We start from the raw sequence: 24,177 nt of genomic DNA, 5'->3' as shown, positions 1-24,177 counted from the left end.
GCAAGCTAGTCCTTCGGCTGGACCAATCGCAACCGTCATACGGTTGTTGCATGAATCGGGGCATAGGCTCGCGAAAGCAACGGTGAAATCGCGATGTCCGGCCAAGAGCCCCGCACTTTCCGCAGCATGTTCATTTCCGATGTCCATCTGGGCTCGAAGGCGGCCAAGGCCGAGTTCCTGATCGATTTCCTTCGATATCACGATGCCGATATCATCTATCTGGTGGGCGACATCGTCGACGGCTGGCGGCTGCGGCGGAGCTGGCACTGGCCGCAAAGCCACAATGACGTCGTGCAGAAACTGCTGCGCAAGGCGCGCAAGGGCGCCAACATCACCTACATCGCCGGCAACCATGACGAGTTCGCCCGCCAGTTCCAGGGCGTGCATTTCGGCGGCATCGTCGTCGCCGACCGTGCCATCCACGAGACCGCCGACGGCAAGCGCCTGCTCGTCATCCATGGCGACCAGTTCGACACCGTGGTCCACAATGCGCGCTGGCTGGCCTATCTCGGCGACCATGCCTATGACGCGGCCATGCTGGTCAACCGCGTGGTGACGCGGCTGCGGCAACTGCTCGGCCTGCCGTATTGGTCGTTTTCGTCCTGGGCCAAGCACAACGTCAAGAAAGCGGTGAACTTCATCGGCTCGTTCCAGACCATGCTTGCGGATGAGGCGCGTCGTTCACACGTCGACGGCGTCATTTGCGGCCACATCCATCATGCCGTCATCGAGAATTTTGGCGATGTCCAGTACATCAACACCGGCGACTGGGTGGAAAGCTGCACGGCCGTGGTCGAGCATTTTGACGGCCGCATGGAAATCCTGACCTGGGCGCAGGTGCTGCCAGAAGCGCCGGACGAGCCCTTTGTCCCGTTGCTCATCAAGGACCGGGTAGGGCAGGCGGCATAGTCCGAAGTCTTTTCAGGCTTCGGAATCGATCAATTAGTCCAACCGGTTTCGTCCGGTTTTCGTCCATGTTAAGGGATCGACACGCGTTGCCGTCCGGTCGAATACAGCGCGATTGGATCGATTCATGGCCCTGCCGCAGCTCTCGCCCGAACAACTCGTCAAGCCGCGCCATTTCGAACTGCGCATGAGCCTGATCTTCGCGACGCTGTACGTGCCGCTCGGAACCCATTTGCCTTATTTTCCACTGTGGCTGCAGGCCAAGGGTTTTCACGCCGAGCAGATCGCCGTCATTCTGGCGGCGCCGATGTTCCTGCGCGTGGTGACGACGCCGTTACTGACCGCGTTGGCCGACCGTGCCAGGGACCGCGCCGATGTCTATGTCGCGCTGATGGCTGCATCACTGCTCCTGTCGGCAGGCTATTTCCTGCCGCCGACCTATGCGATGGTGCTGGCGGTCTCACTGGCGCTGACCATTGTCTGGACGCCGCATTCGCCGATCGCCGACTCGCTGGCGCTTTCGGGTGTCCGCCGCTTCGGTTCGAACTACACAAGCATGCGCAAATGGGGCTCGATCTCCTATCTCTGCGCCAATGTCGCCGGCGGCTTCATTCTGTCGGCAACCGGCTCGCAGGCCGTTCCGGTTATCATTCTGGCGGCGTTTGCCGCGGCCCTTGCCGCTGGCCTGCTGGCGCCGCGTCTAGGCCGTCCGCGGCGCGCCTCACCGCTGTCGGCCACCGATATCCAGCATTCGGCGCCGAAGCTTCTCAACCCGTATTTCCTGTATTTTTCCGTCGGCGTCGGCGTCATAACCGCCAGCCACGCATTCCTCTACGGTTTCGTCTCCATCTACTGGAAATCGATCGGCCTCAGCGATTCGGTTGTCGGTCTCTTATGGGCCTGGGGCGTGGTGTCGGAAGTCTGCATGTTCATGATGTTCACCCGCTTTTTTGACCGGTTCTCCGTCGTGTCGATCATGGTGATGGCGGGGATCGGCTCCATCGTGCGCTGGATCGCCTTTCCGCTGGTCTGGCCGCTCGGCCTCGGCATTCCCGGTTTCTTCGGTGTCCAGTCGCTGCACTCGGTCTCGGTGGCGCTTGGGCTGATCGGCCTGCAGAAGATGATCGGCGAAACCGTCTCCGAGGAGCGGACAGGTGCCGCGCAAGGCATTGCCTATTTCTCCAACGGCTTCTTCATGGCGGTGGTGACGCTGGCGTCCGGCCCGCTCTACGACCATCTCGGCGTGGACGGCTTCTTTGCCATGATCCCGATCGCCTTGATCGGCCTCGTGCTGATCGGCCTTGCAGCGCGCTCAGCCCCACAGCGCCACATCGGGCGGTGACACCAGCGATCCCTGGTAGACAAGGCCCGGTACCCGGTCGCGGGCAAGCAGCAGCGGACCGTCGAGGTCGACGAAATCGGCATGCTGGGCAAGCAGCACCGCTGGCGCCATCGCCAATGACGTGCCGACCATGCAGCCGACCATCACGCCGAAACCGAGTTCGCGGGCGCGATCGCGCAGCACCAGTGCCGCAGTCAGGCCCCCCGACTTGTCGAGCTTGATGTTGACGGCATCGTAGAGACCGACAAGCGCTTCGAGATTCTCAGCCTCATGCACGCTTTCATCGGCGCAGATCGGCACGGGATGGGCGATATGGCGCAGGATTTCGTCATGACCGGCCGGCAGCGGCTGCTCGATCAGCGCGATGCCTTGTTCGGCGGCAAAGGCGAGGTTCGCAACGATGTTGTCGTCGCTCCAGCCCTCATTGGCGTCGAGGATGATGCGGCTGTCTGGCGCTGCCTGCCTGACCGCGCGGATGCGGGCGATGTCGTTGTCGCCGCCGATCTTGACCTTGAGCAGCGGCCGCGCCGCATTGGCGCGAGCCTGCGCCGCCATCGCCTCCGGCTCGTCCAGCGACAGCGTGTAGGCGGTTTCGAGCGCCTGCAAGGGAAGAGCACCTATCGCGACTGCTACCGAGGTTCCGCTGAGCTTTGCCTCCAGGTCCCACAGAGCGCAGTCTATGGCGTTGCGGGCGGCTCCGGCCGGCATCGCATCAAGCAAGGCGGTCCGGCCGATGCCACCGGCGATCCGGCCGCGCATGGCCTCGATCGCGTCGCGCACGCCCTCCATGGTCTCGCCATAGCGCTTGTAGGGGACGCATTCGCCACGGCCGAGGTGGCCGCCCTCGCCGATCGTGCAGGAGATCACTTCGGCTTCGGTCTTGGAACCTCGCGAAATGGTGAAGGTTCCGGCGATGGGAAAACGCTCGGCCTCGACCGAAATGACACGCGCCATATTTTTCTGCTCCTGCTATGCGACAAGCGTTGTCGGCAAATCGACAGGTCAGACCCGTCAGGCTAAACAGGACGCCATGTTGACCATCGGCAAGCGCGACGCAAGCGGCACGACCGCAGGGGAGGCTGACCACGAACCGCGTGTGGCGATCGGCGAGGAGGACGGCGTTCTTGGCTGCGCTTTCTCCGGAATCTGGACCACAAGGACCGTCGCGCTCATCGACGCCGACATGCGCAAGATCGAAAAGCGAAGCGGCTTCAAAACCTTGGCGCTCGATGTTTCCAAGATCGAGAAGATGGACACCGCCGGCGCCTGGCTGATCGACCGGCTGGTCAGCGCCTTCGAGAAGAAGGGCGTCGAGATCCAGATGCAAGGCCAGAGCGAGATCGCTTCGATCCTGCTCGAAGCTGTCGGCGAGGCCGTGCGGCGCGAACCCGAATCCGGCCCGGCGCGGCCGCCCAACATCGTCATTCGCGCGCTGGAGGCGGTTGGCCGCCGGGTCTACGAGATGCGCGACGATTTTCTCGCCTCGATGAACATCCTCGGCGCCACCATCCGTGGCGCGCAGATGAAGCTCGGCCGTGGCCATGCCGTCAACCCGGCGGCGATTTTCAACCAGATCGACCGCATGGGCGTCGGCGCCATTCCGGTGGTGGTGCTGATGTCGGCGATCGTCGGCGCCATCGTTGCCCAGCAAGGCGCCTATCAGCTCAGCTATTTCGGCGCCGATATCTTCGTCGTCGACCTGGTCGGCGTGCTGATCCTGCGCGAGCTTGGCGTGCTGATGACGGCAATCATGATCGCCGGCCGCTCCGGCAGCGCGATCACTGCCGAGATCGGCTCGATGAAGATGCGCGAGGAGGTCGACGCGCTGAAGGTCATCGGGCTCAACCCGATCGGCGTCCTGGTCTTTCCCCGGCTCGTGGCGCTGGTCATCGCCTTGCCGTGCCTGACCATCATCGCCAATTTCGCCGCACTCGGCGGCGGCATACTGGCTGCCTGGCTCTATTCCGACATCCCGCCCGCCGCCTTCATCGACCGGTTGCGCGTCGCCATCGATCTCAGCACCATCTTTGCCGGCCTGATCAAGGCGCCGTTCATGGCCATGATCATCGGCACGATTGCCTCGGTCGAAGGCATGAAGGTCGGCGGCAGCGCCGAATCGCTCGGCCAGCATGTTACCGCTTCGGTTGTGAAGTCGATCTTCGTCGTCATCATCCTCGACGGACTTTTTGCCATGTTCTACGCAGCGATCGAGTTCTGAGATGAAGCTGCGAAACAGGAAAAGGGCGGGCGCATTGGCGGATGAGGCGGGCGAGGGCGACATCGTGCTATCCGCGCACGACATCAGCGTGTCCTTCGCCGACAAGCTTATCCTCGACAGACTGTCGCTCGACATAAGGCGCGGCGAAATCCTTGGATTTGTCGGCGCCTCGGGTGCTGGTAAATCCGTTCTGCTGCGCACCATTCTCGGCCTGACGCGCAAGCAGTCGGGTACGATCAAGCTGTTCGGCGTCGATGTCGAGAAAGCTGATGATGCCGAGCGTCTGCGCATCGACATGCGACTTGGCGTGCTGTTCCAGCACGGCGCGCTGTTCTCGGCGCTGACAGTGCAGGAAAACGTCCAGGTGCCGATGCGCGAATATCTCGACCTGCCGCGAAAGCTGATGGACGAACTGGCGATGCTCAAGATCGAGCTGGTCGGGCTGCCGCCCGATGCAGCGCAGAAATTCCCGTCCGAACTGTCCGGCGGCATGATCAAGCGCGCCGCGCTGGCCCGGGCGCTCGCGCTCGATCCCGACATCGTCTTCCTCGACGAGCCGACATCGGGCCTCGATCCGATCAGCGCGGCGGAGTTCGACGAGCTGGTGGTCAAGCTGCGCGATACGATGGATCTGACCGTCTACATGGTGACGCACGATCTCGACACGCTGTTCACCGCTTGCGACCGGGTGGCCGTGCTCGGCAAGAAGAAAGTGCTGGTCGAAGGCACCATCGACGACATGCTGAAGAGCGAGGAACCGTGGGTAAAGTCCTATTTCCGCGGAAAACGCGCCCGGCAACTTGATCTTGCGGCGCGCGCATAGCCATAAGTGGGACAATGGAAACCAGAGCCAACTACGTCATTGTCGGCATCTTCACGCTGGCTGCGATCCTGGCGGCGTTTGCCTTCGTCTACTGGACGGCGGCCATCGGCGACAAGGGCGAGACGACGTTGCTGCGCGTGCGCATTCCGGGCTCTGCGTCCGGGCTTGGCCGCGGCAGTTTCGTGCTGTTCAACGGCGTCAAGGTCGGCGACGTCAAGCGCGTCTATATCGACGTCGACAATCCGACGGTTGCCATCGCCGATACCGAGATCGACCGCATGACGCCGATCACCAAATCGACGCAAGCCGATATCGGGCTTGCCGGCCTGACCGGGCAGGCCAACATCGAGCTCAAGGGCGCCGACCCCAAGGAAGTGAAACTCCTCGACCAGGCGGAAAAGGAAGGCAAGGTCGCCGAGATCGTCGCCAATCCGTCGGCGGTGACCAACCTCTTGCAGACGGCGCAGAATATCTTCACCCGCGCCGACAAGGTGCTGACCGAGCTCGAAGGCTTCACCAGGGACGTTCGCGGGCCGCTGACGCAGACCGTCCAGAATGTCCAGACCTTCTCCGATGCGCTGGCCAAGAATTCGGACGGCATCGACAAGTTCCTGTCCGCCGCCAGCACGCTGGCGGATGAGCTGAAAGGCGTTTCCGGCAAACTCGACGGCACGCTGAAAGCAGCCGAAGGCCTTCTCAACGCCGTCGACAAGGACAAGATCAAGAGCATCGTCGCCAATGTCGACGCGGTCACCGGTAACCTCAAGGAGACGTCGAAGCAGCTCGACGGCGTAATCAAGAACGTCGATACGGCCGTGGGGTCGGTCAACGATTTCGCCAAACGGACGCAAGGCACGCTGGCCAAGGTCGACAACGTGCTCGACGGTATCGATCCCGCACAAGTGCGCTCGGCGCTCGCCAACATCCAAAAGGCCAGCGAGAGCGCCGACAAGGCCGCCGCCGACATCGCGGAGGTGACCCACAAGTTCGCCAACCGGGCCGACGACATCGACCAGACGATCAAGGACGCAAAGCAGCTCGCGCAACGGCTCAACGATGCCTCGGTGCGCGTCGATGGCATTCTTGCCAGGGTCGATACCTTGCTCGGGTCGGGGCAGGCCGACGGCGTGATGGCGGATGCCAGGGCGACGCTGAAGTCGTTCAAGCAGGTTGCCGACACGCTGAATGCCCGCCTTGGCGTCATCACCGACAATCTGGCGCGCTTCTCGGGACAGGGACTTTCGAACGTCGAGGCTTTGGTGCAGGACAGCCGCCGTTCGATCAGCCGCATCGAAGAGGCGGTGACCGATCTCAGCCGCAATCCGCAGCGCATCCTTTCGGGTGGCGACGGCGAGGTTCGGCAATTCGATGGCAGGGCGCGGCGTTGACTTCGGCGACGGCGCGCCCCAGAAACATGAGCCGCGAAAGCGGGTCGATCTTACGATCCGGGGACAACGGGGATCGCGCGTGAAGTCTGTGTGGGTGAAAACGGGCGGGTTGACATCGGCTGCGGCACTGCTTGCCTTGACGCTGGCCGGCTGCGCGGCGTTGGGCGGCAAGCCCGCGCCGCTCGATACGTTCGAACTGTCAGCGCCTTCGGTCGACGCGCATGGCCATAGCCGCCGCCAGATCCTGATCGCGCAGCCGTCGGCGCTCAAGGCGCTGGACAGCCAGAACATCGTCATCAAGCCGTCGGATCGGTCGATCCAGTATCTCAAGGGCGCGCAATGGGCCGACCGGCTGCCGCTGATCGTGCAGGCGCGGCTGGCCGAGACCTTCCAGCGTTCAGGCAGCTTTGCCGGCGTCGGCAAGCCGGGCGAGGGCCTGGCGATCGACTATCAGGTGATCGTCGAAATCCGGTCCTTCGAGGTGCGTGTCGACGGCGGCGAACATGCCGAGGTCGATCTGTTCGTGCGGATCCTGAACGATCGCAACGGCGAGGTCCGTGCCTCCAAGAACTTCACCGCAGCCGCACCCGTCTCGGGCAGCGGCAATCCTGCCTATGTCAGCGCGCTCGACAAGGCGTTCGGCGACGCCGCCGGGCAGATCGTGCACTGGACGGATTCGGTGATCTGAGCCGGCCGAGCTTTCAAAGCGATCGTGCGTCGCGTTGAAACCACGTCGCACAGCGGATCGACTAAAGATCTTTGGTTTGCGCCGCCCCTCATTGCCCTGCCGGGCATTTCTCCCCGTATAGCGACGGGGAGAAAGACGTTGTCGCCGAAGATTTCGCCAATCGCCGACGTTGCTGAATGGGCGCCGGGAGTGCGGCCATCTCCTTCTCCCCGTCACTATACGGGGAGAAGGTGCCGGCAGGCGGATGAGGGGCGGCGCCGACCGATTGTTATCCTCGTCGCCCGCTCAGTGCAGGCGGCCGCTCGCATGGGCCAGCATGGTGTAGACCTTGCCGGTGTCCGACGTCAGGTAGGTCTGCGCCATGATGTTGTCACGGTCGTTGCGCGAGACATCCTTGAGCAGCTTCTCGAAATCGTCGCAGTAGCGGTCGACAGCAGCGCGGAACTCGGCTTCCGCCTGATACTTGCGACGGATCTCGTCGAACGTCTGCTGTCCCTTCAGTGTGTAGAGCCGCCGCGTGAACACGTCACGCTCGCCACGCCGGTAGCGGTTCCACAGCTCGATCGAAGCCTCGTGGTCGATGGCACGCGCGATATCGACTGAGAGCGAGTTCAGCGATTCCACGACATGCAGGGGCGAGCGCTGGGCAGGGGTAGCGCGCTGCGCTTCCGCGGGGGCCGTAGGGGCTGCCGACCTGAGGTCCTCATCGTTCGATGCCGCGGTCAGCAGATCCCGCACCCATCCGCCCTGGGGCGTGCGGGCGCTGGCATCGCCGCGCGGACGCGGTGCCGCCTCGGCAGGACGCTCAAGGTCGAGCGTGCCGCGCAATGCAGGGCCGCCCAAGGGCGCCTGAGGCGTGCGCAGGTCCGGCTGCGGTGCCGGTGCGCGGCGCGGCGGCTCGGCAGCGCGTGCGGCCGGCGGTTGCGGCGCCGGACGCAGGTTGCGTGGTTCGGACCCGTCACCGCCGCGGCCGGACTTGGCCACGATGTCCGAAAGCTCCTTCAGGGCGTTGATCTGCTCGGAAACGGCGCGGCGGATGGCCGAGGTCGATTCCTTTGCCTCTTCCGGCATTTCGATGACGCCCTTCTTGAGCTCGGCCCGGGTCAGGTCGAGTTCGCTCTTGATCGAGCCCGCGGTGCGCCGCATCTCCTCGGTCGCATCGGCAAAGCGCTTGGTTGCCGAGTCAACGACGTCGGTGATGGCGTTGCGGATCTTGTCGGCCGACTCCATCGTCTTGCCTTCGGCGTTCTGCAGTGTCTGGCCGACGAGATTTTCGAACGAGCGCATGACCCTTTCGAGATCCTCCGACTTCTTGACCAGGCCGACGGCGAGGTCTTCGAGCGACGACTGCCGTTCGAGCGTGTGTTCGAGATTGCTCTGGGCCGAGCTCAACAGGTCCGAAGCACTGGAGAGCAGGCGGCTGTGCTCGTCGAACTTGGTGGCAATCGACGCCACCTCGCGCAAGGTGGACGACGACAGTTCCGTCAGCCTTGTCGTGTTCGAATCGACCAGACGTGCCGAGCTGGCAAAGGTCTGCGCGGCCTTCTCGGTGGTGGCGGCGAAGCTTTGCGTGCTGCCGCTCAGGCGTTCATCGACCTGGCCGAGATTGACCGCGGCCTGGTCGATCAACTGACCGAGCTGCGAGCTGGACTTGGTCATGCGGCCGATGAGATCAGCGACGCTGTCGGACAGCGACGAGCGGGCGCCTTCGACCGCCGACAAGGTTTCGGCGGTGCGGCTGGCGAGCGCGTCGACAAGCGCAGCATTCTCGCTGCGCAGCTTCTCGGTGGCGCGTTCGGTGACCTCTTCCATGCTCTTTTGCAGGTCCGAGCCGCCCTGGGCGAAGCGCTCGACCAGGGGCCGTGCGGTTTCGTCGAGGATCTTCGACATTTCGGCCGAACGTGCGGCGAGCATGGTGTTGAGTTCGCGGGTGTTGGCGCCGATCGTCTTGGCGGCATCGTTGGTGCTTTGGCCGATATGCTGGCCAACCGCGGTGAAGGTCTCGGCGATCACATTGGCGCGCGAGACGAGTTGCGCCTCGGCATTCGACACCTGTTCGTTGAGCTTCTGGCCCATCGTCTCGGCTGTGAAGGCGAGGCGGTTCTCGACGCCTGAGACCTGCTCTTCGACACGGGCTGCCGCGGCCGCGGCACTCGACGCGAAACGCTCGTCCGCACCGGCAAGCGCCTGCTCGATTTCGCGGGCATGCACGGCCATTTCCTGGCCGGTCCGCCTTGCGCGTTCGGCAACCCGTTGCTCGGTATCGGCAAAGGCACCGACGATCGTCTCGGCATGCTCGCCGATCGTGGAGGTGCTGCTGGCGATGCGCGACACCAGACGCTGATCCGCCTCGTCGAAGATACGGCCGATTTCCGAGGCACGGCTCGACAGCGCTTCCGAACCTTCGGCGATGCGCGAGACGAGTTGCTGGTCGGCGGCATCGAAGATGCGGCCAAGGTCCGATGCACGCGCGGCAAGCGCTTCGGCCGATTCGCCGATGCGCATGCCGAGCCGCTGGTCGGCGCCTTCGAAGTTGCGCAGGATGTCGCCGGCACGCGCGGCCAGCGACTGGGCGGTCTCGATAGCGCGGGCAACCAGCTTCTGGTCGGCCGCATCGAACGTGCCGGCAATCTCGCTTGCACGGGCGGCCAGATGATCCGCGGTGTCCTGGGCCCGGGCAGTCAGCTGATCGGCGGCTTCCTGGGCACGGGCGGCCAGCTTCTGATCCGCCGCGTCGAAGGTGCCGGCGATCTGGCTTGCGCGAGCGGCCAGCTGATCGGCGGTTTCATGCGCGCGGGCCAGCAGCGAGCTGGACGTATCGTCGGCACGAGCAAGCAAGGCGTTGGACGTGTCTTCGGCGCGAGCGTGGAGGCGACGGTCTGCATCCTCGAAGGTGCGGGCGATGTCTTCGGCCCGCGCCAGCAGGGCGGCGGACGTCTGCTCGGCGCGCTCGGCGATCTTGCGGTCGGCGTCGCTGAAAGCGGCACCGGCCTGCTCGTGCAGGGTGCTGGTGACTTCCAGCACCTTTTCGCGCAGGGCGCCGGCGACAAACACGGCGCTCTTCTCGAGCACGGCGCGGACGTTGTCTACGCCTGTCGAGAGCGCACGCTCCATGGTGCCGGCACGCTCCTCGATGATGCCGGTCTGGCGGCTGAATGCCTGCTCGATCTTCTCGACATCGCCTGCGATAGCGGCAGAGATGTCCGAGCTTCTGGCGGCGATCTGGTCGATGTGGCCCGACAGCGAGCGGTCGACATCCTTGCGGGTCTCGGCCAGCTTGCCGAGATCGTCTTCCAGCGCGAGGGTCAGCATATTGCGGCCTTCGGCGAGCTTGCCGACATGCCCGGCGATGATGTTGTCGATATCGCCGCGGCTTTCGGTGAGCTTCTGCAGGTCAGTTTCGAGGGCGCGTTTGAGAATGTCGCGACCCTCGGCCAGTTTCTCCACCTGGCCGGCGACCAGGCCGTCGATGCTGGAGCGGCTTTCGGCCAGCTTGGCGAGGTCGGCTTCCAGCGCGCGCTTGAGAACATCGCGGCCCTCGGCGAGCTTCTCAACCTGGCCGGCGACCAGGCCATCGATGCTGGAGCGGCTCTCGGCCAGCTTGCCGAGATCGTCCTCAAGCGCTTTCGACAGGGTCGAGCGCTCCTGGACGAGCCTTTCCGCGTGGCTGTTGACGAGGCCGCCGACGTTTTCGAGGTCGGCTTCAAGCGCTTTCGACAGCGTCGAACGGTCCTGCACGAGCCTTTCGGAATGGCTGTTGACCAGGCCGTTGACGCTTTCGAGATCAGCCTCGAGCGCCCGGGCGAACTGTGCCCGGTCATCGACCAGTTTCTGCGACTGGTCGGCAATGGTGCCCTTGATCGCATTGAGGTCGGATTCCAGAGCACGCCGCAGGATATCTCGGCCCTCGGACAGCTTCTCGACCTGACCGGCAACCAGCCCGTCGATGCTGGAACGGCTGTCGGCCAGCTTGGCGAGGTCATCCTCAAGGGCCCTCGACAGGGCGGAGCGGTCTTGGACGAGCTTGTTCATGTGATCGGCGATGACGCTGTTCACATTCTGCAGATCGGCTTCCAGGACCCGGGAAAGCTGACCGCGATCCTCGGCCAGCTTTTCCGACTGGCTCGATATGACGCCCTTGATCGTGTTCAGATCGGATTCCAGCGCGCGCTTGAGAATGTCGCGGCCTTCCGCCAGCTTCTCGACCTGACCGGCGACCAGACCGTCGATGCTCGAACGGCTTTCAGCCAGCTTGGCAAGGTCGGCCTCAAGCGTCTGGGACAGCAGGCCGCGGTCCTCGGCCAGCCGTCCCGAGTGGCTTTCGATCAGGCCGCGTATTCCGGACAGATCGCTGTCGAGCGAATGGGAAAGCTGCGTGCGGTCCTCCGCCAGTTTGGCGGAATGGGTTTCGATCAGGCTCTTGATGCCGACGATGTCGTTTTCCAACGCCTTGGCGAGCACGGCGCGGCCCTCGGCGATCTTCTCGACCTGACCGGCGACCAGACCGTCGATGCTGGCGCGGCTGTCGGACAGTTTGCCGAGGTCGGCCTCCAGGGCGCGTGACAGAATGTTGCGACCCTCGGCAAGTTTTCCAACATGCCCGGCCACCATTTCGTCAATAATCGTACGAGCTTGCACCAGTTTCCCGGAGTCTTCATTTAGGGCAGTGGAGAGCCTGTTGCGGCCTTCTTCCAGCCTTTCGAGATGGCTGCCGAGCGATGCATCGATGGCCGCCCGCGATTCATTGACCTTGCGCAGGTCCTCTTCGAGAGCGCGCGAGATCAGGCTGCGGCCTTCGGCCAGCTTCTGCACCTGGTTGGTTACCGCCGCATCGATGCCGGCGCGGCCCTCGGCGAACTTCGCCAGGTCGGCCTCCATGGCCGCGGCCATGCGCTCGCGGCTTTCGGACAGTTTCCTGCTGTGGTTCTCGACGGCTTCCTCGATGCCGACGCGGGCGTCGGCGAGCCGCTGGATGTCGCTGTCGAACGAACGCGACACGACATGGCGGGCGGCCTCCATGCGCCCGGCGAAGTCGCTGGCGCGGGCTTCGAGCATGGAGGAGGTCGAGGTGACGATGTCGGCCATGTCGGCGCCGATCTGGGTCTTGCCCTGATCGATCATCGCCGACAGCGTGTCCTTGCTCTCGGCGAAGGTGTGCGCGATTTCGCGGGCGCGCTCGACCAGCGTTTCGTTGATCTGGCGGGCGCGGGCCTCGAGTGCCGCATTGAGCTTCTGCGTTCCGGTGTCCAGCGCCTCGGCGCGGGTCTGGAACTCGCTGATCAGGGCCTGGCCGCGTTCGGCGAGCGTCCGCTCGATGCCGTTGAGGCTGGCCTCGAACTCGGAATTGAGGGTGCGTGCGGCGCCGCCGAGCAGCGACACCATGCCGGTGGTGCGATCGTCGAGCAGATCGGTCAACGACCGTGTCAGGCCGTCAGTGGTGTCCGTCAGCTTGGCAATGCGGGTGTCGAGAAGGCTGGCGAAGGCCTCGCCCGAGGTCGACAGACGGTCGGTGATCGAATCGAGCCGGCCTTCGACGGAATCGAAGATCGACATCGAGCTTTCGTTGATGCGATCGATCAGCGTGTCGCCGGAATTGGTGATCGTCATCGACAATTTGGTCGATGCATTGAGGATCGAGTCGCGGATGATGTCGGAAGCGGCGCCGATCTCGTCCTTCAGCGTCTCATGCGCGCCGGTGATCGAGGCGCGGACGCGCTCGGCATGGGTGACGACGGCTTCGCGCTCGCTGCCGAGCCCGTCGACCAGCGAGCGGATGCGGGATTCGTTCTCGGAATAGGAGCGTTCGATCTGGTTGACTTCGCTGTGGACAAGCGTTTCCAGCTCGACGGCGCGGGCAAGCGTGCGTTCGATGCCTTCGCCCATGGCCGCGACCTCGCGACGAACGGCCTGGCCGATCATCATGACGCGATCCTGGGCAAGGTTTTCCGGCTCGGTCAGGCGGAAGGCCACTTCGGTCATCGACTGTGCGGCGATGCGCATTTCCTGGGCGCGGCGAATCATGGCGGCGAAGGCCCAGAACAGGATGACGGGCACAATGGCCGCGACCGCAAGGCCGATCAACTCCGGACGGGCAAGGAACTGGTCGAGCGTACGGATTCTCCAGATGCTCGGTCCGAAAAGCAGATTGGCCAAACCGCCGGCGCCAGCGAACCAGGCGAGCGAAACGAAGGCAACGACCCAGTAAATGGTGTTCGAGGCACGCCTGTTGAGGCTGTGCAGGAGCGTCTTATAGTCCTTCTGGCGATCGTCATTGGCCGGTGCGAAACCAGCGGGCTGGGCGCCATTGCGCGGTTCCACGGGGCGCAATTCGGCAGGCTTTGCCTTGGGCGCGGGTTTCGCGGCGTGGTTCTGATTGACTACGGGCTCCGGGTTTTGTTCCGGCTTATGATTGCGTCCCTCGCGCGCCAACTCGTCGGCCGCCTGGGATATCTGAGCTTCCAGATCCTCCATAGAAGCCGCGATGTCGAGGTCGCCGCTGCCAATCTCGTTGCTGAGGTCGAGATCGAGCGCCTTTTCCAGTTCCCTGGCCACGTCGCTGTCGAGAGTTCTCGTCGTCGTTGGTTTCTTTGCCATGCCTTCGCTACCCTGTACTAGCTGCCGCGGGCTTATAATTCTGTTTGTCTTGCCCCGCGCAGGAGGCTGAAAATGGACCCCTCGTATCGTAATGACACAGGGGGGTAAAGAAAACATGCATTCCGCGGGATACGTAAAACTTTAAATATAAGGTTAACGGAACTGTGATTTGGGCGCCGCTTTGGCAACATTTTTCCGGGCCATTCATTAACCCGTTGTCCATTGGATTCGCCTAGGTTTTTGGGCGAATCGAAGAAACGGAGTTCGAGTTCATGCGTGGCGAAAGCGGCATTGCCTTCTCAATGCCCGGGGGCGACGTATCCGGACCAAGGCGGTCACGGCCGGTCGATTTGGCACACCTTGCCCGCCAGACGATGGGTGACCGCAGCCTTGAGCAAGAGGTGCTGGCGCTGTTTGTACAGCAGGCGCTGTCCGTGCGCGACAGAATAGTCGACGCCGACATCAAGGACCGGCTTCTGCTCGCCCATGGATTGAAGGGTTCGGCACGGGGCGTCGGCGCCTTTGCCATCGCCGATTGCGCCACCGAGATCGAGCACCGGCCGGAAGACGGCCAGACGCTCAAACGGCTTGGCATGCTGATCGACGAAGTGCGCGATTTCATCGCCGCCATCAACCGCTGAATCCGCGCTGAACCCGATTTGCGGAAAAACGTCATCGGGCGGCGCTTTCATGCGGCAGTTGACTTGTCAGCCGGAGTGATTATCTCGGCTGGAACTCCCTTCAGGTGACAAATGACCAAGCTGACTTTCATCGCCCATGACGGCACGCATTTCGACATGGACGCCGAGAACGGCTCTACGGTCATGGAGAACGCGATCCGCAACGCCGTGCCCGGGATCGAAGCCGAATGCGGCGGTGCCTGCGCCTGTGCCACCTGTCACGTCTATGTCGACGAAGCCTGGACGGCTGAAGTCGGCGAGCCGGAAGCGATGGAAGAGGACATGCTGGACTTCGCTTACGACGTCCAGCCGAACTCACGGCTGTCGTGCCAGATCAAGGTGCGAGACGCGCTCGACGGTCTCATTGTGCGGGTGCCTGCCCGTCAGGGATAAGCGCAGTATCTTTGCCAACTGATTTTTCCCGCTGCGGCTTGGCAGCGGAGCGATGGTCATGCAGTGTCCTGTTGTTTCACTACAGCGCCGCGCGTCCTCTTGGGCGCGCAAAGGACGCTGTAGGACTTTATTTTGCGCATGATCCTTTCCGAAAATCGATCCGATTTTCGGGGTCATGCGCAGCGAGGCACAGGCATGACCGACATTATCAGGACAGACGTGCTTATTGTCGGGGCAGGGCCGGTTGGCCTGTTTGCCGTGTTCGAGCTCGGCCTGTTCGACATGAAGTGCCACCTGATCGACATTCTCGATCGGCCGGGCGGCCAGTGCGCGGAACTCTATCCGGAAAAGCCGATCTACGACATTCCAGGCTGGCCTTCGATCTCGGCGCAGGGGCTGGTCGACAAATTGCTCGAGCAGATCGCGCCGTTCAAGCCTGATTTCAGCTACAACCGAATGGTTTCCAGCCTGGAAAAACTGGAGGATGGCAGTTTTCGCGTCACCACCGACGAAAACGAGGTGTTCGAGGCCAAGGTGGTGGTGATTGCCGCCGGCGGCGGCTCCTTCCAGCCCAAGCGTCCGCCGATCCCCGGCATAGAGCCCTATGAAGGCAAGAGCGTCTTCTATTCGGTGCGCCGGATGGAGGATTTTCGCGGCCATGACCTCGTTATTGTCGGCGGCGGCGACTCGGCACTCGACTGGACGCTGAACCTGCAGCCGGTGGCAAAGAGCGTGACGCTTGTGCACCGGCGGCCCGAGTTCCGTGCCGCCCCCGACAGCGTCAACAAGATGTATGCCATGCAGGAGATGAGGCAGCTGGAGTTCCAGGTCGGGCAGGTGACCGGATTGACCGGTGCCGACGGCCAACTGTCATCGGCCACCATCAAGGGACCTGACGGCGATGTCGAGGTGCCTTGCACGCGCATGCTGCCGTTCTTCGGCCTGACCATGAAGCTCGGACCGATCGCGGAGTGGGGTCTCAACCTTCACGAGAACCTTATTCCGGTCGATACCGAGAAGTTCCAGACATCGGTGCCCGGTATCTTCGCGGTCGGCGACATCAACTGGTATCCGGGCAAGCTGAAGCTGATCCTGTCTGGCTTCCACGAAGTGGCGCTGATGGCGCAGGCCGCCAAGCGCATCATCAGCCCCGGCGAGCGCATCGTTTTCCAGTACACGACCTCATCGACCAGCCTGCAGAAGAAGCTCGGCGTCTCCGGCTGAAGCTTACTCGGCGAGGATGGGCGCCGCATTGTCGGCGTAACCGCGAAGCTCCTTTTCGGGCATCAGCGTCAGCGTGATCAGCCCCAGCAGCAATGTAACGGCGGCGACGGCAAAGATCATCACGAACGGCTCGACCGTCGCGCTATGGCCCACGATCCGCACGCCTTCACCGGCAAGTGGCAAGCCGTAGCCCAGAGCGACCGCGCCGAGCATCGCGACACCAAGCGCACTGCCAAGCGAACGCAGGAATGTCAGCACGCCCGTCGCGACGCCGAGATGCACGCGATCGACGGCGTTCTGGACCGACACGGTGGTGACCGGAAACGTCGTTCCGGTTCCAAACCCGATGCAGATCGTCAAGACCTCTACCTCCAGCAGCGTTGCATATCCTGCGACGACGGCCAGCAGGCAGAGGCACAGCATGCTGAAGACGACGCCCACCATCGCGATGCGCTTGTAGTGGGAGAAATGCGGTATCACACGCCCGCTGAATGCCGCGCCGCCGACGGTCCCCAGCAGAAGCCCGAGCATCGCGATGCCCGACTCTGCGGCCGACAGGCCGAGCACCGCCTGAAGATAGACGGGCAGGTACACAGCCATGCCGACGCTTGCGGCCTGAAGCAGGAACATCGAAAGCGTGCCCGCCAGAACGATTGGATTGCCAAGCACTTCGAGTGAGATGAGCGGCTCGGCGGCTCGCATAAGCCGCAAGGCAAAAGCGCCCCAGAAAATCGCCGAACCGCAGAGAACGCCGATGACTTCAAGCGAAATCCAGGGATAGGCGCTGCCGCCCCAGTTCAATGCGAGCAGCAGCAGCGCCGTGGCAACGATCAGAAGCAACGCGCCCAGGCCGTCGATGCGATGGCGCTTTGCGGCAACCGGCAGTTTCTTGAGCGGCTTGTTGATGATCGCCATCGCAAGAACACCAAGCGGAATGTTGATCCAGAAGATCAGTGACCAGTGCAGGTGCTCGGCGAAAGTGCCGCCGAGCAACGGACCGGCAACGCTGGCGACAGCCCATGTTCCGGAGAACCAGGCGGCATAGCGTGCCCGCTCGCGCGGCGGAACGAGATCGCCGACGACGGTCTGCGTCAAAGCGAACAAGCCGCCGCCACCTGCGCCCTGGATCGCCCGCCCGACAACCAGCACAAACATGTTGGGAGCCATCGCACTGACCAGCGATCCCGCCAAAAAGATCAGGATCGCGGCATAGACAGTCGGCCGGCGGCCGTAGACGTCGGAAATCTTGCCGTAGAGCGGGGCCACGGCGGTAGCGGTCAGGAGATAACCGGTGACGATCCATGGCAGATAGTGTGCGTTTCCGAGCGCATGCCCAATGGTCGGCATGGCTGGCGCAACAATGGTCTGGTCGAGTGCCGCCAACAGCATCGACAACAGCACGCCGCCAATAATGGCGTTCTTTTCGCTCTCTGTTATCGGCGTGCCGGTTTCCGCCATCGTTTTGTTATCGACAGCCTGGTCCATGATCGTTCATCCATAAGCTTGCGATTTGACCGGCCCTGTTCAGCCGTTCCGGTTTCTTGACCGTTTGGATCGCATTGGTGTTTTAAGCTCGCGTCTGGCGAGCCTGACATATGTCGTCCCATATAGGCCGGTTTCGACAGGGGCTCGAAAGTTTTTCGAATCTGGCACTACCTCCAGCGATTTTGGCTTTCAGTTCGGGTGCGTTCAGGCCGGCGGCAGTCGGCCATTCCCGATGCGCTCCATGCGGTAGCGCAGCAGCCGCAAGATGCGGCTTTCGAAATTGACGCTTTCGACGCGGTCGAACTGAAGCTGGGCGCGGTCGTGCCTGGCCAGAACAGCCGCGGTGATGGCTGCCGCCTTGGCCTTGGCGGCGTCGCAGTTCTTTTGCGGGTAGGTGGCCTTCAAGGCCTCTTCGAGTTCGCCGCCATGGTTCTTGGCGATTTCGACATGGCGCTCCTCATGGCGCTTGATGTCGGCGGACAGCGTATCCCAGAACAGCCTGACATCGGCATCGGCCTTGCGCGGGCGGCGCCACTCGGGAAGGATCACCTTCACCTTGACGGTCACCACTGCGTCGGCGATCCGGCAGGAACTCGGTGTCTGCGCATAGCTGACACGGGTGGTGAAGGCCATTTGCGTGGCGCCCGGGTGCCGGTTGCCGGTACTTTTCACCTCCGGCCCGCGTTTGGAGAGTTGTGCCTCGATGTCGTCGAGCGTGCTGCCGCCGATGGCGAAATAGCTGTACGTCTTGACGAGATTGGCGGTCGCCGCCGGAAGCGGGGTCATAGCGAGCAGCAGCGCGCAAGCCAAGGATCGTTTCACGCCCAGGGACCGTCTTTTCATGCCAAGCATGGCTCGCTTCATCATGTTGCCTCTTCGATCACCTTGCTTTACGGCCGTTGCCGGCGCAATGAAATTGATCCGCCAGGGATCACACATGATTGATGAACTCCATGGTCGATGAGCAATGACGGCCCGGCGATGGCAGTTGGCGCATGGACGCCATCTCGACCTTGGCGGCAAGGCCGTGGTCGTCGGCATCCTCAATGTCACGCCCGATAGCTTTTCCGACGGCGGCCAGTTCGACGCCCCTGAAAAGGCGCTGGCCCAGGCGCGCCGCATGATCGGGGAAGGGGCACTGGTTGTCGATGTCGGCGGAGAATCGACGCGCCCAGGTGCTGCTGCGGTATCGGCCAGCCAGGAACAGGACCGCATCCTGCCGGTGATCGAAGCGCTGGCGGGCGTGAGCGAGGTGCTGATTTCGGTCGACACCTATCGTGCCGACACGGCGCGGCTGGCGGTCGCCGCCGGCGCGCATATCGTCAACGATGTCTGGGGTTTGCAGCGCGAGCCCGATATTGCGCGTGTCGCCGCCGACACCGGCGCGGGGCTTGTCATCATGCATACTGGGCGGGATCGCCAGAAGCTGCCGGATGCGATTGCCGATCAACTGACGTTCCTGCGAAGGTCGCTGGAAATCGCCCGCCAGAACGGCATCGCCGACGATCGTATCGTGCTCGATCCCGGTTTCGGATTCGCCAAGGAGACGGCGGAGGAAAATCTCGACCTGATGGCACGCTTTTCGGAATTGCATGCCCTCGGCCTGCCGCTGATGGCCGGTACGTCGCGAAAACGCTTCATCGGCACGGTCACCGGCCGTGATGCCGCCGACAGAGGGGTCGGAACAGCGGCGACCAGCGTTATATTGAGGCTCCAGGGCGCCGATCTGTTTCGCGTCCACGATGTCGCATTCAACGTGGACGCTTTGGCGCTCGCGGATGCTATGCTGGCGCGTCGGACGGACCAGGCGAGAAACTGAGCGATGTATGTCATCCGCATGAAGAACTGCGCTTTCTTTGCCCGGCACGGCGTGCTGGACGAGGAGGAAAGGCTCGGCCAGCGCTTCTATGTCGATGCTGTTCTCACCGTCGATCCAGGCCGCGCACTTGCCGAGGATTCGATCGAGGATACAGTCCACTACGGCATTGCATTCACCGTCATTGAAAAGATCATCACCGGGCAGCGCCGTTTTCTGATCGAGTCGCTGGCGCTCGAAGTGGCCCGTGCGCTGACGGCGCGTTTTCCGCAGATTAAGAAAGCCGAGATCACGGTGCGCAAGCCGAACGCACCGGTGCCCGGCGTGCTCGATTATGTCGAGGTGACCGTTGTCTGGCCCGAATAGTACCGTTTATCTCAGCCTTGGCGGCAATCTTGGCGATCCGGCGAAATCCATGGGCGCGGCGCTGCGCATGCTGGATGCCGACGCGGATACGCGCGTCACCGGCGTCTCCTCGCTTTATCGCACGCCGCCATGGGGCAAGCTCGATCAGCCGGATTTTCTCAATGCGGCCGCCGAGATTTCCACCGTGCTTGCACCGCGTGCCTTGCTCGACCTCTGCCTCGATGCGGAGCGCAAGCTGAAGCGGGTCCGGGAGGAGCGCTGGGGGCCGCGGCTGATCGACATCGACATTCTGGTGTTCGGCGACCGCGTCATCCACGAGACCGGGCTGGAGGTGCCGCATCCGCGCATGCTGGAGCGTGCCTTCGTGCTGGCGCCGCTGGCCGAGATCGCGCCCGGCCTGGTTGTCAGCGGTCGCAGCATCACCGACCGGCTGGTCGCCGTCGATACTTCAGGCATCGAGCGATTGTCCTCCGGCCGGGATTGGTGGTTGGCCTAGGTGCGTTGATATTCAAGTGATGCCGGCCTGCAAACGGCGAGTTCCTGCGCTTCCGGTGCTCACGTACCCAAATGTACGCTCCGCTCCGGTTCTCGGAACCCACCGTTTTCGACTCGGCCTGACCTGAATCTCAACACACCTTGGAGCGGGGTCTTTAACCGGAGAAACCGCCGCCATCCAGGAACGTCTGCTCCTGCGGGGTGGTTTCGCGGCCAAGCATCTTGTTTCGGTGCGGAAAACGGCCGAAATTCTGAATGATATCGCGGTGTTCGACAGCGTATTTCAGGTAGGGCTCGGCCCTGGCCTGCGTCAGCTCGACCGAAATGTCCTGGTCGGCCAGCAGTTCCGAATGCTCGTACGGCAGATAAAGGAAAACACGGAGTCTTTCCTCGAGTGCCAGGTCATGGCCAGCCGCGACCGCCCTCTCCGCGAAATATCTGGCGAGCGGATCGGTCGCGTACATATGGCCGGTGCCGCGAAAACAGTTCCGCGGAAACTGGTCGAGCAGGATCATCAGCGCCAGCGCGCCTTCGGCGTGTTCCAGCCAATCGTCGCATTCACGCCGCGCGGCGGCGTAGTGCAGGCCGAGAAAGCGGTCGCGGAACTCGGCATCGAATGCCTCGTTCTTCTCGAACCAGGCATCCTCGCCGGCATCGCGCCAGAATTTGGTGACCGACAGGGCCCTGCTGTCCAATTCCATGCCTAATTCCTTGCTCAATCGGCGGGTTCGGACTTGTGCAGCACACCCGCGGTTTCTTCATTGAGTGCCTGACCAGGCCGGCGCGGCGTGGAGAGCGGTGTCGGAATCGGCGTACCGATATTGCCTCTCAGGAAGCGCTGTCCGGCGCGAATGCCTTCGGCAAGCTGGGTTTGGAAGCGATCGGTGTCGCGGCGCCTGACGTCTTCGATCGTTTCAGCCACGTCTTCGGGATCGACGCCCAGCGATTCCAGGGCCGAGCCGCCGAAAACAAGTGCGGATTCGAAGGTTTCGCGCAGCTGGTAGTCGACGCCGGCGCGAATGAGCTGCAGCGCGGTACCACGATCGAAAGCGCGGGCCAGCACGGTGAGCAAAGGAAACTCAGCCTTGATCAACTGGGCGATGCGAACAGCCACATCGGCCTTGTCGACGCAGATCAGCACGGCGCGCGCACGGCCGGCGCCGGCGGCATGCAGGATGTCCAGTCGCGTGCCGTCGCCATAATAGACCTTGAAGCCGAAATCGGCCGCCGCCTGGATCATTTCGACGTCATTGTCGATGATCGAGACGTCGATGCCGCGCAGCAGCAGCGGCTGGCTCGCGATCTGGCCGAAGCGGCCGAAACCAATGACCAGCACGCTGCCGGTCAGGCCATCGGCGACATCGACCCCGTCGAGCGACTGCTCGTCACGCGGCGTCAGATAGCGCAAGGCGATGATGGCCAGCGGCGTCAGCACCATGGAGATGATGACGATCGCCGTCAGCGTCGCGTTGGCCTGGCCATCGATGATGCCGACCGCCGCGGCCGCCGAGTAAAGGACAAAGGCGAATTCGCCGCCTTGTGCCATGAAGACCGCGCGCTCCAGGGCTTCGCGGTGGCCTGATTTCAGGATGCGGGCGACGATGTAGATACCGAATGCCTTCATCACCATGTAGGCGACGACATAGATGGCGATCAGCCGCCAGTTCGCCGCGACCACATGCAGGTCGAGCGACATGCCTACCGCGAGAAAGAACAGGCCAAGCAGGATGCCGCGGAAGGGTTCGATGTCGGCTTCGAGTTGGTGGCGGAAGGTCGATTCAGACAAAAGCACGCCGGCCAGGAAGGCACCCATCGCCATCGACAGGCCGCTGAGCTGCATGGCGAGGGCGGAGCCAAGGACGACCAGAAGTGCCGCCGCCGTCATCACCTCGCGGGCACGGGCATCCGCCAGGATGCGGAAGAACGGGTTGAGCAGATAACGGCCGGCCACCACCAGGCCGATGATCGCGGCAAGGCCGATGCCGATTTCGGTCAGCCGCTCCGACAGGCTGGTGTCGGCCCCACCGGGTGCCAGGAACGCGATCAGGGCCAGCAGCGGCACGATGGCAAGGTCCTCGAGCAGCAGGACCGATACGATGCGCTGGCCTTTCGGTGCGGCGATTTCACCGCGTTCCTCCAGGAGTTGCATGACGATCGCCGTCGAGGTCAGCACGAAGCCGGCGCCGGCGACGAAGGATTGCGCGATCGGAAACCCTCCCGCCATGCCGACACCGGTCAGCAGCAGCGCGCAGACGCCGACCTGCAGCGCGCCGAGGCCGAAGATCTCGCGGCGCAGGCCCCACAGCCGCGATGGCTGCATTTCCAGCCCGATGATGAACAGGAACATCACCACACCGAGCTCGGCGACATGAAGAATGGCTTCCGATTCGGAAAAGACGCCGAGGCCGAACGGACCGATCACCACGCCGGCGGCCAGATAGCCGAGGATCGAGCCAAGGCCCATGCGCTTGAAGATCGGAACGGCAACGACGCCGGCAGCAAGCAGTGCCACCACCTGAACCAGATCACTGCCCGATGCTTCCGCCGCCATGCCTGTTGTCCCTGTGTCTAGCAGAAACTCCTTGCATGCAGTTGGAGTGGGAGGCAAGGCGAGAAATCTGCCGGGAAGGGTAGGGCGCCGCTGCAACGATTCACCTGGTGGAACAACGGTCCCCGCTTGCCTGCCGGACGTTCGGCATCTATATCAGGCACATGCCTGACTATTCGTCCCGTCCGTCTTCGACGCCACATATCCCGATGGATGCGCTCAGCGAAGTTCTGCAAGACTTTCGCTTGAGTGGTGTCAACTATGGCCGCTGCGAGCTCCGGCACCCATGGAGCATAGACTTTCCGCAACAACAGCTGCTTCGGTTTCACTTTGTCGGCCAGGGCCCGTGCTGGATTCATACTGAATCGCAAGGCTGGCAGGAGTTGCGCGATGGCGATCTGGTGCTGCTGCCGCAAGGCATCGCCCATCGGCTGGCGAGCGCGCCGGACGTTGCAGGGGACTCGCTCGAAGGTTGCAAGGTGATCAAGTTGGGGGGCAACGTCTGCGAAGTGGTACGGCAAGGAACGGGCGCCACGAGCACCCTTTTCTGCGGCTCCATGGCCTTGGACTCCTATGCACTCAACCCATTGATAACGTTGATGCCTCCTGTCATCAAGGGTTGCGACGTGGCCGGCAATGACCCGGTCGTCGGTCCTTTGCTGGCGGCCATGACGGTGGAGGCCTCGCAACCGCAGATGGGCAGCGCCACGATTCTGTCGCGTATGGCCGACTTGCTGACGGCCCGGCTCATACGCTGCTGGGTCAATTGCAACGGAGCCTCGACCACCGGTTGGCTCGCAGCCATCCGCGACCCCCATATAGGCCGCGCTTTGGCGGCCATGCACCGCAGCCCCGGCCACAACTGGACGCTGGGAAGCCTGGCCGGCGTGGCAGGCCAATCGCGTTCGATTTTCGCCGAGCGTTTCAGTGCGGTATTGGGGGAGGGTGCCGCACACTATCTCGCCCGCCTGCGCATGCAGCTTGCCCGCGAATTGCTGGGCCAAAACGGCTTGTCGGTTGCCGAAGTCGCTACCCGTTTGGGATATGATTCCGAGGCATCCTTCGCGCGCGCGTTCAAGCGCATCACCAATGTCTCGCCGGGCGTTGTGCGCCGCACAATTCCCGGACGAATGGATATGAATTTCGGATTCTAAGATACATATCATCCGAGCGGACTCGCCTATTTAAGACCTCCAAACTTTGGAGATCTT

19 protein-coding genes are annotated in these 24,177 nt (G+C 63.1%); 13 read left to right on the top strand and 6 right to left on the bottom strand.

Features of this window, described 5'->3' with window-relative positions:
• Positions 1–93 precede the first annotated feature (93 nt).
• The gene (locus tag AC0L24_RS10025; RefSeq protein ID WP_127399074.1) at positions 94–909 is read left to right on the top strand and encodes a UDP-2,3-diacylglucosamine diphosphatase; all 816 of its coding nucleotides are present in this window, start codon (positions 94–96) and stop codon (positions 907–909) included.
• 124 nt (positions 910–1,033) lie between these two features.
• On the top strand, positions 1,034–2,248 hold the full coding sequence (locus AC0L24_RS10020; protein ID WP_127810521.1) for an MFS transporter: 1,215 nt from the start codon (positions 1,034–1,036) through the stop codon (positions 2,246–2,248).
• Here AC0L24_RS10020 and dgcA read toward each other — a convergent pair.
• Positions 2,219–3,202 (bottom strand): N-acetyl-D-Glu racemase DgcA, encoded by a 984-nt coding sequence (gene dgcA, locus AC0L24_RS10015; RefSeq protein ID WP_127810520.1) that lies wholly within the window; start codon positions 3,200–3,202, stop codon positions 2,219–2,221. The two genes, AC0L24_RS10020 and dgcA, sit on opposite strands and share 30 nt — an antisense overlap.
• Positions 3,203–3,278: 76 nt before the next feature.
• Between dgcA and AC0L24_RS10010 the strand changes: the two genes are divergently transcribed.
• The 4 genes from AC0L24_RS10010 to AC0L24_RS09995 all read left to right on the top strand — a co-directional run bounded on the left by AC0L24_RS10010 (position 3,279) and on the right by AC0L24_RS09995 (position 7,365).
• A complete protein-coding gene (locus AC0L24_RS10010) occupies positions 3,279–4,466 on the top strand; it encodes an MlaE family ABC transporter permease (RefSeq protein WP_023810578.1) in 1,188 nt (395 codons plus the stop codon).
• A 1-nt stretch (position 4,467) separates the two neighbouring features.
• Positions 4,468–5,289 (top strand): ABC transporter ATP-binding protein, encoded by an 822-nt coding sequence (locus tag AC0L24_RS10005; protein ID WP_127810519.1) that lies wholly within the window; start codon positions 4,468–4,470, stop codon positions 5,287–5,289.
• 14 nt (positions 5,290–5,303) lie between these two features.
• Positions 5,304–6,677 carry an MlaD family protein gene (locus AC0L24_RS10000; protein ID WP_127810518.1) on the top strand — a complete coding sequence of 458 codons (1,374 nt, stop codon included), beginning with the start codon at positions 5,304–5,306 and terminating at the stop codon, positions 6,675–6,677.
• A 79-nt stretch (positions 6,678–6,756) separates the two neighbouring features.
• The gene (locus tag AC0L24_RS09995; RefSeq protein ID WP_473563676.1) at positions 6,757–7,365 is read left to right on the top strand and encodes an ABC-type transport auxiliary lipoprotein family protein; all 609 of its coding nucleotides are present in this window, start codon (positions 6,757–6,759) and stop codon (positions 7,363–7,365) included.
• A gap of 285 nt (positions 7,366–7,650) precedes the next feature.
• Here the strand turns inward: AC0L24_RS09995 and AC0L24_RS09990 are convergent, their stop codons facing one another.
• Positions 7,651–13,959, bottom strand: a complete 6,309-nt coding sequence (locus AC0L24_RS09990) for a kinesin (RefSeq protein WP_292335524.1) — start codon at positions 13,957–13,959, stop codon at positions 7,651–7,653.
• 272 nt (positions 13,960–14,231) lie between these two features.
• On the opposite strand from AC0L24_RS09990, the gene AC0L24_RS09985 reads away from it, so the two are divergent.
• The 3 genes from AC0L24_RS09985 to AC0L24_RS09975 all read left to right on the top strand — a co-directional run bounded on the left by AC0L24_RS09985 (position 14,232) and on the right by AC0L24_RS09975 (position 16,256).
• The gene (locus tag AC0L24_RS09985; protein WP_127269546.1) at positions 14,232–14,600 is read left to right on the top strand and encodes an Hpt domain-containing protein; all 369 of its coding nucleotides are present in this window, start codon (positions 14,232–14,234) and stop codon (positions 14,598–14,600) included.
• 111 nt (positions 14,601–14,711) lie between these two features.
• Entirely contained in the window at positions 14,712–15,032 is a 321-nt protein-coding gene (locus AC0L24_RS09980) for a 2Fe-2S iron-sulfur cluster-binding protein (protein WP_056582251.1), read from the top strand.
• A gap of 195 nt (positions 15,033–15,227) precedes the next feature.
• Positions 15,228–16,256, top strand: coding sequence for an NAD(P)/FAD-dependent oxidoreductase (locus AC0L24_RS09975; RefSeq protein WP_127269545.1), 1,029 nt, complete (start codon positions 15,228–15,230; stop codon positions 16,254–16,256).
• A gap of 3 nt (positions 16,257–16,259) precedes the next feature.
• Here the strand turns inward: AC0L24_RS09975 and AC0L24_RS09970 are convergent, their stop codons facing one another.
• Together AC0L24_RS09970 and AC0L24_RS09965 are read right to left on the bottom strand one after the other, a co-directional pair.
• On the bottom strand, positions 16,260–17,741 hold the full coding sequence (locus AC0L24_RS09970) for an MDR family MFS transporter (RefSeq protein ID WP_128363445.1): 1,482 nt from the start codon (positions 17,739–17,741) through the stop codon (positions 16,260–16,262).
• 204 nt (positions 17,742–17,945) lie between these two features.
• Complete coding sequence (locus AC0L24_RS09965; RefSeq protein ID WP_473563675.1) at positions 17,946–18,584, bottom strand: DUF922 domain-containing Zn-dependent protease; 639 nt, start codon at positions 18,582–18,584, stop codon at positions 17,946–17,948.
• A 124-nt stretch (positions 18,585–18,708) separates the two neighbouring features.
• Here AC0L24_RS09965 and folP point away from each other — a divergent pair, with 124 nt between their 5' ends.
• Genes folP through folK form a run of 3 tightly spaced genes read left to right on the top strand, consistent with a single transcriptional unit; the run spans position 18,709 to position 20,419 of the window.
• A complete protein-coding gene (gene folP, locus AC0L24_RS09960) occupies positions 18,709–19,560 on the top strand; it encodes a dihydropteroate synthase (RefSeq protein WP_127271860.1) in 852 nt (283 codons plus the stop codon).
• Between the two features lie 3 nt (positions 19,561–19,563).
• Complete coding sequence (gene folB / locus AC0L24_RS09955) at positions 19,564–19,923, top strand: dihydroneopterin aldolase (RefSeq protein WP_023813034.1); 360 nt, start codon at positions 19,564–19,566, stop codon at positions 19,921–19,923.
• Positions 19,907–20,419: a 2-amino-4-hydroxy-6-hydroxymethyldihydropteridine diphosphokinase gene (gene folK, locus AC0L24_RS09950; protein ID WP_127272685.1), complete on the top strand. Its 513-nt coding sequence runs from the start codon at positions 19,907–19,909 to the stop codon at positions 20,417–20,419. Before folB ends, folK begins: the two co-directional genes overlap by 17 nt.
• Before the next feature lie 154 nt (positions 20,420–20,573).
• Here folK and AC0L24_RS09945 read toward each other — a convergent pair whose 3' ends face one another.
• Both AC0L24_RS09945 and AC0L24_RS09940 read right to left on the bottom strand, forming a co-directional pair.
• Positions 20,574–21,119 (bottom strand): DUF924 family protein, encoded by a 546-nt coding sequence (locus AC0L24_RS09945; RefSeq protein ID WP_473563674.1) that lies wholly within the window; start codon positions 21,117–21,119, stop codon positions 20,574–20,576.
• Positions 21,120–21,133: 14 nt separating this feature from the next.
• Positions 21,134–22,969 carry a monovalent cation:proton antiporter-2 (CPA2) family protein gene (locus AC0L24_RS09940; protein ID WP_473563673.1) on the bottom strand — a complete coding sequence of 612 codons (1,836 nt, stop codon included), beginning with the start codon at positions 22,967–22,969 and terminating at the stop codon, positions 21,134–21,136.
• A gap of 161 nt (positions 22,970–23,130) precedes the next feature.
• On the opposite strand from AC0L24_RS09940, the gene AC0L24_RS09935 reads away from it, so the two are divergent.
• Positions 23,131–24,120 (top strand): AraC family transcriptional regulator, encoded by a 990-nt coding sequence (locus AC0L24_RS09935; protein WP_473563713.1) that lies wholly within the window; start codon positions 23,131–23,133, stop codon positions 24,118–24,120.
• The last annotated feature ends 57 nt before the right edge of the window (positions 24,121–24,177 follow it).

The organism is Mesorhizobium sp. WSM4809, from assembly GCF_055811655.1.
This window is presented reverse-complemented; position numbering and strand designations above follow the sequence as displayed.

What these genes read in the sequence shown, in the direction of transcription:
- AC0L24_RS10025 (WP_127399074.1), top strand. Translation starts at nt 94, where the DNA reads ATGTCCGGCCAAGAGCCCCGCACTTTCCGCAGCATGTTCATTTCCGAT.
- AC0L24_RS10020 (WP_127810521.1), top strand. Translation starts at nt 1,034, where the DNA reads ATGGCCCTGCCGCAGCTCTCGCCCGAACAACTCGTCAAGCCGCGCCAT.
- dgcA (WP_127810520.1), bottom strand. Translation starts at nt 3,202, where the DNA reads ATGGCGCGTGTCATTTCGGTCGAGGCCGAGCGTTTTCCCATCGCCGGA.
- AC0L24_RS10010 (WP_023810578.1), top strand. Translation starts at nt 3,279, where the DNA reads ATGTTGACCATCGGCAAGCGCGACGCAAGCGGCACGACCGCAGGGGAG.
- AC0L24_RS10005 (WP_127810519.1), top strand. Translation starts at nt 4,468, where the DNA reads ATGAAGCTGCGAAACAGGAAAAGGGCGGGCGCATTGGCGGATGAGGCG.
- AC0L24_RS10000 (WP_127810518.1), top strand. Translation starts at nt 5,304, where the DNA reads ATGGAAACCAGAGCCAACTACGTCATTGTCGGCATCTTCACGCTGGCT.
- AC0L24_RS09990 (WP_292335524.1), bottom strand. Translation starts at nt 13,959, where the DNA reads ATGGCAAAGAAACCAACGACGACGAGAACTCTCGACAGCGACGTGGCC.
- AC0L24_RS09985 (WP_127269546.1), top strand. Translation starts at nt 14,232, where the DNA reads ATGCGTGGCGAAAGCGGCATTGCCTTCTCAATGCCCGGGGGCGACGTA.
- AC0L24_RS09980 (WP_056582251.1), top strand. Translation starts at nt 14,712, where the DNA reads ATGACCAAGCTGACTTTCATCGCCCATGACGGCACGCATTTCGACATG.
- AC0L24_RS09975 (WP_127269545.1), top strand. Translation starts at nt 15,228, where the DNA reads ATGACCGACATTATCAGGACAGACGTGCTTATTGTCGGGGCAGGGCCG.
- AC0L24_RS09970 (WP_128363445.1), bottom strand. Translation starts at nt 17,741, where the DNA reads ATGGACCAGGCTGTCGATAACAAAACGATGGCGGAAACCGGCACGCCG.
- AC0L24_RS09965 (WP_473563675.1), bottom strand. Translation starts at nt 18,584, where the DNA reads ATGAAAAGACGGTCCCTGGGCGTGAAACGATCCTTGGCTTGCGCGCTG.
- folP (WP_127271860.1), top strand. Translation starts at nt 18,709, where the DNA reads ATGACGGCCCGGCGATGGCAGTTGGCGCATGGACGCCATCTCGACCTT.
- folB (WP_023813034.1), top strand. Translation starts at nt 19,564, where the DNA reads ATGTATGTCATCCGCATGAAGAACTGCGCTTTCTTTGCCCGGCACGGC.
- AC0L24_RS09945 (WP_473563674.1), bottom strand. Translation starts at nt 21,119, where the DNA reads ATGGAATTGGACAGCAGGGCCCTGTCGGTCACCAAATTCTGGCGCGAT.
- AC0L24_RS09940 (WP_473563673.1), bottom strand. Translation starts at nt 22,969, where the DNA reads ATGGCGGCGGAAGCATCGGGCAGTGATCTGGTTCAGGTGGTGGCACTG.
- AC0L24_RS09935 (WP_473563713.1), top strand. Translation starts at nt 23,131, where the DNA reads ATGCCTGACTATTCGTCCCGTCCGTCTTCGACGCCACATATCCCGATG.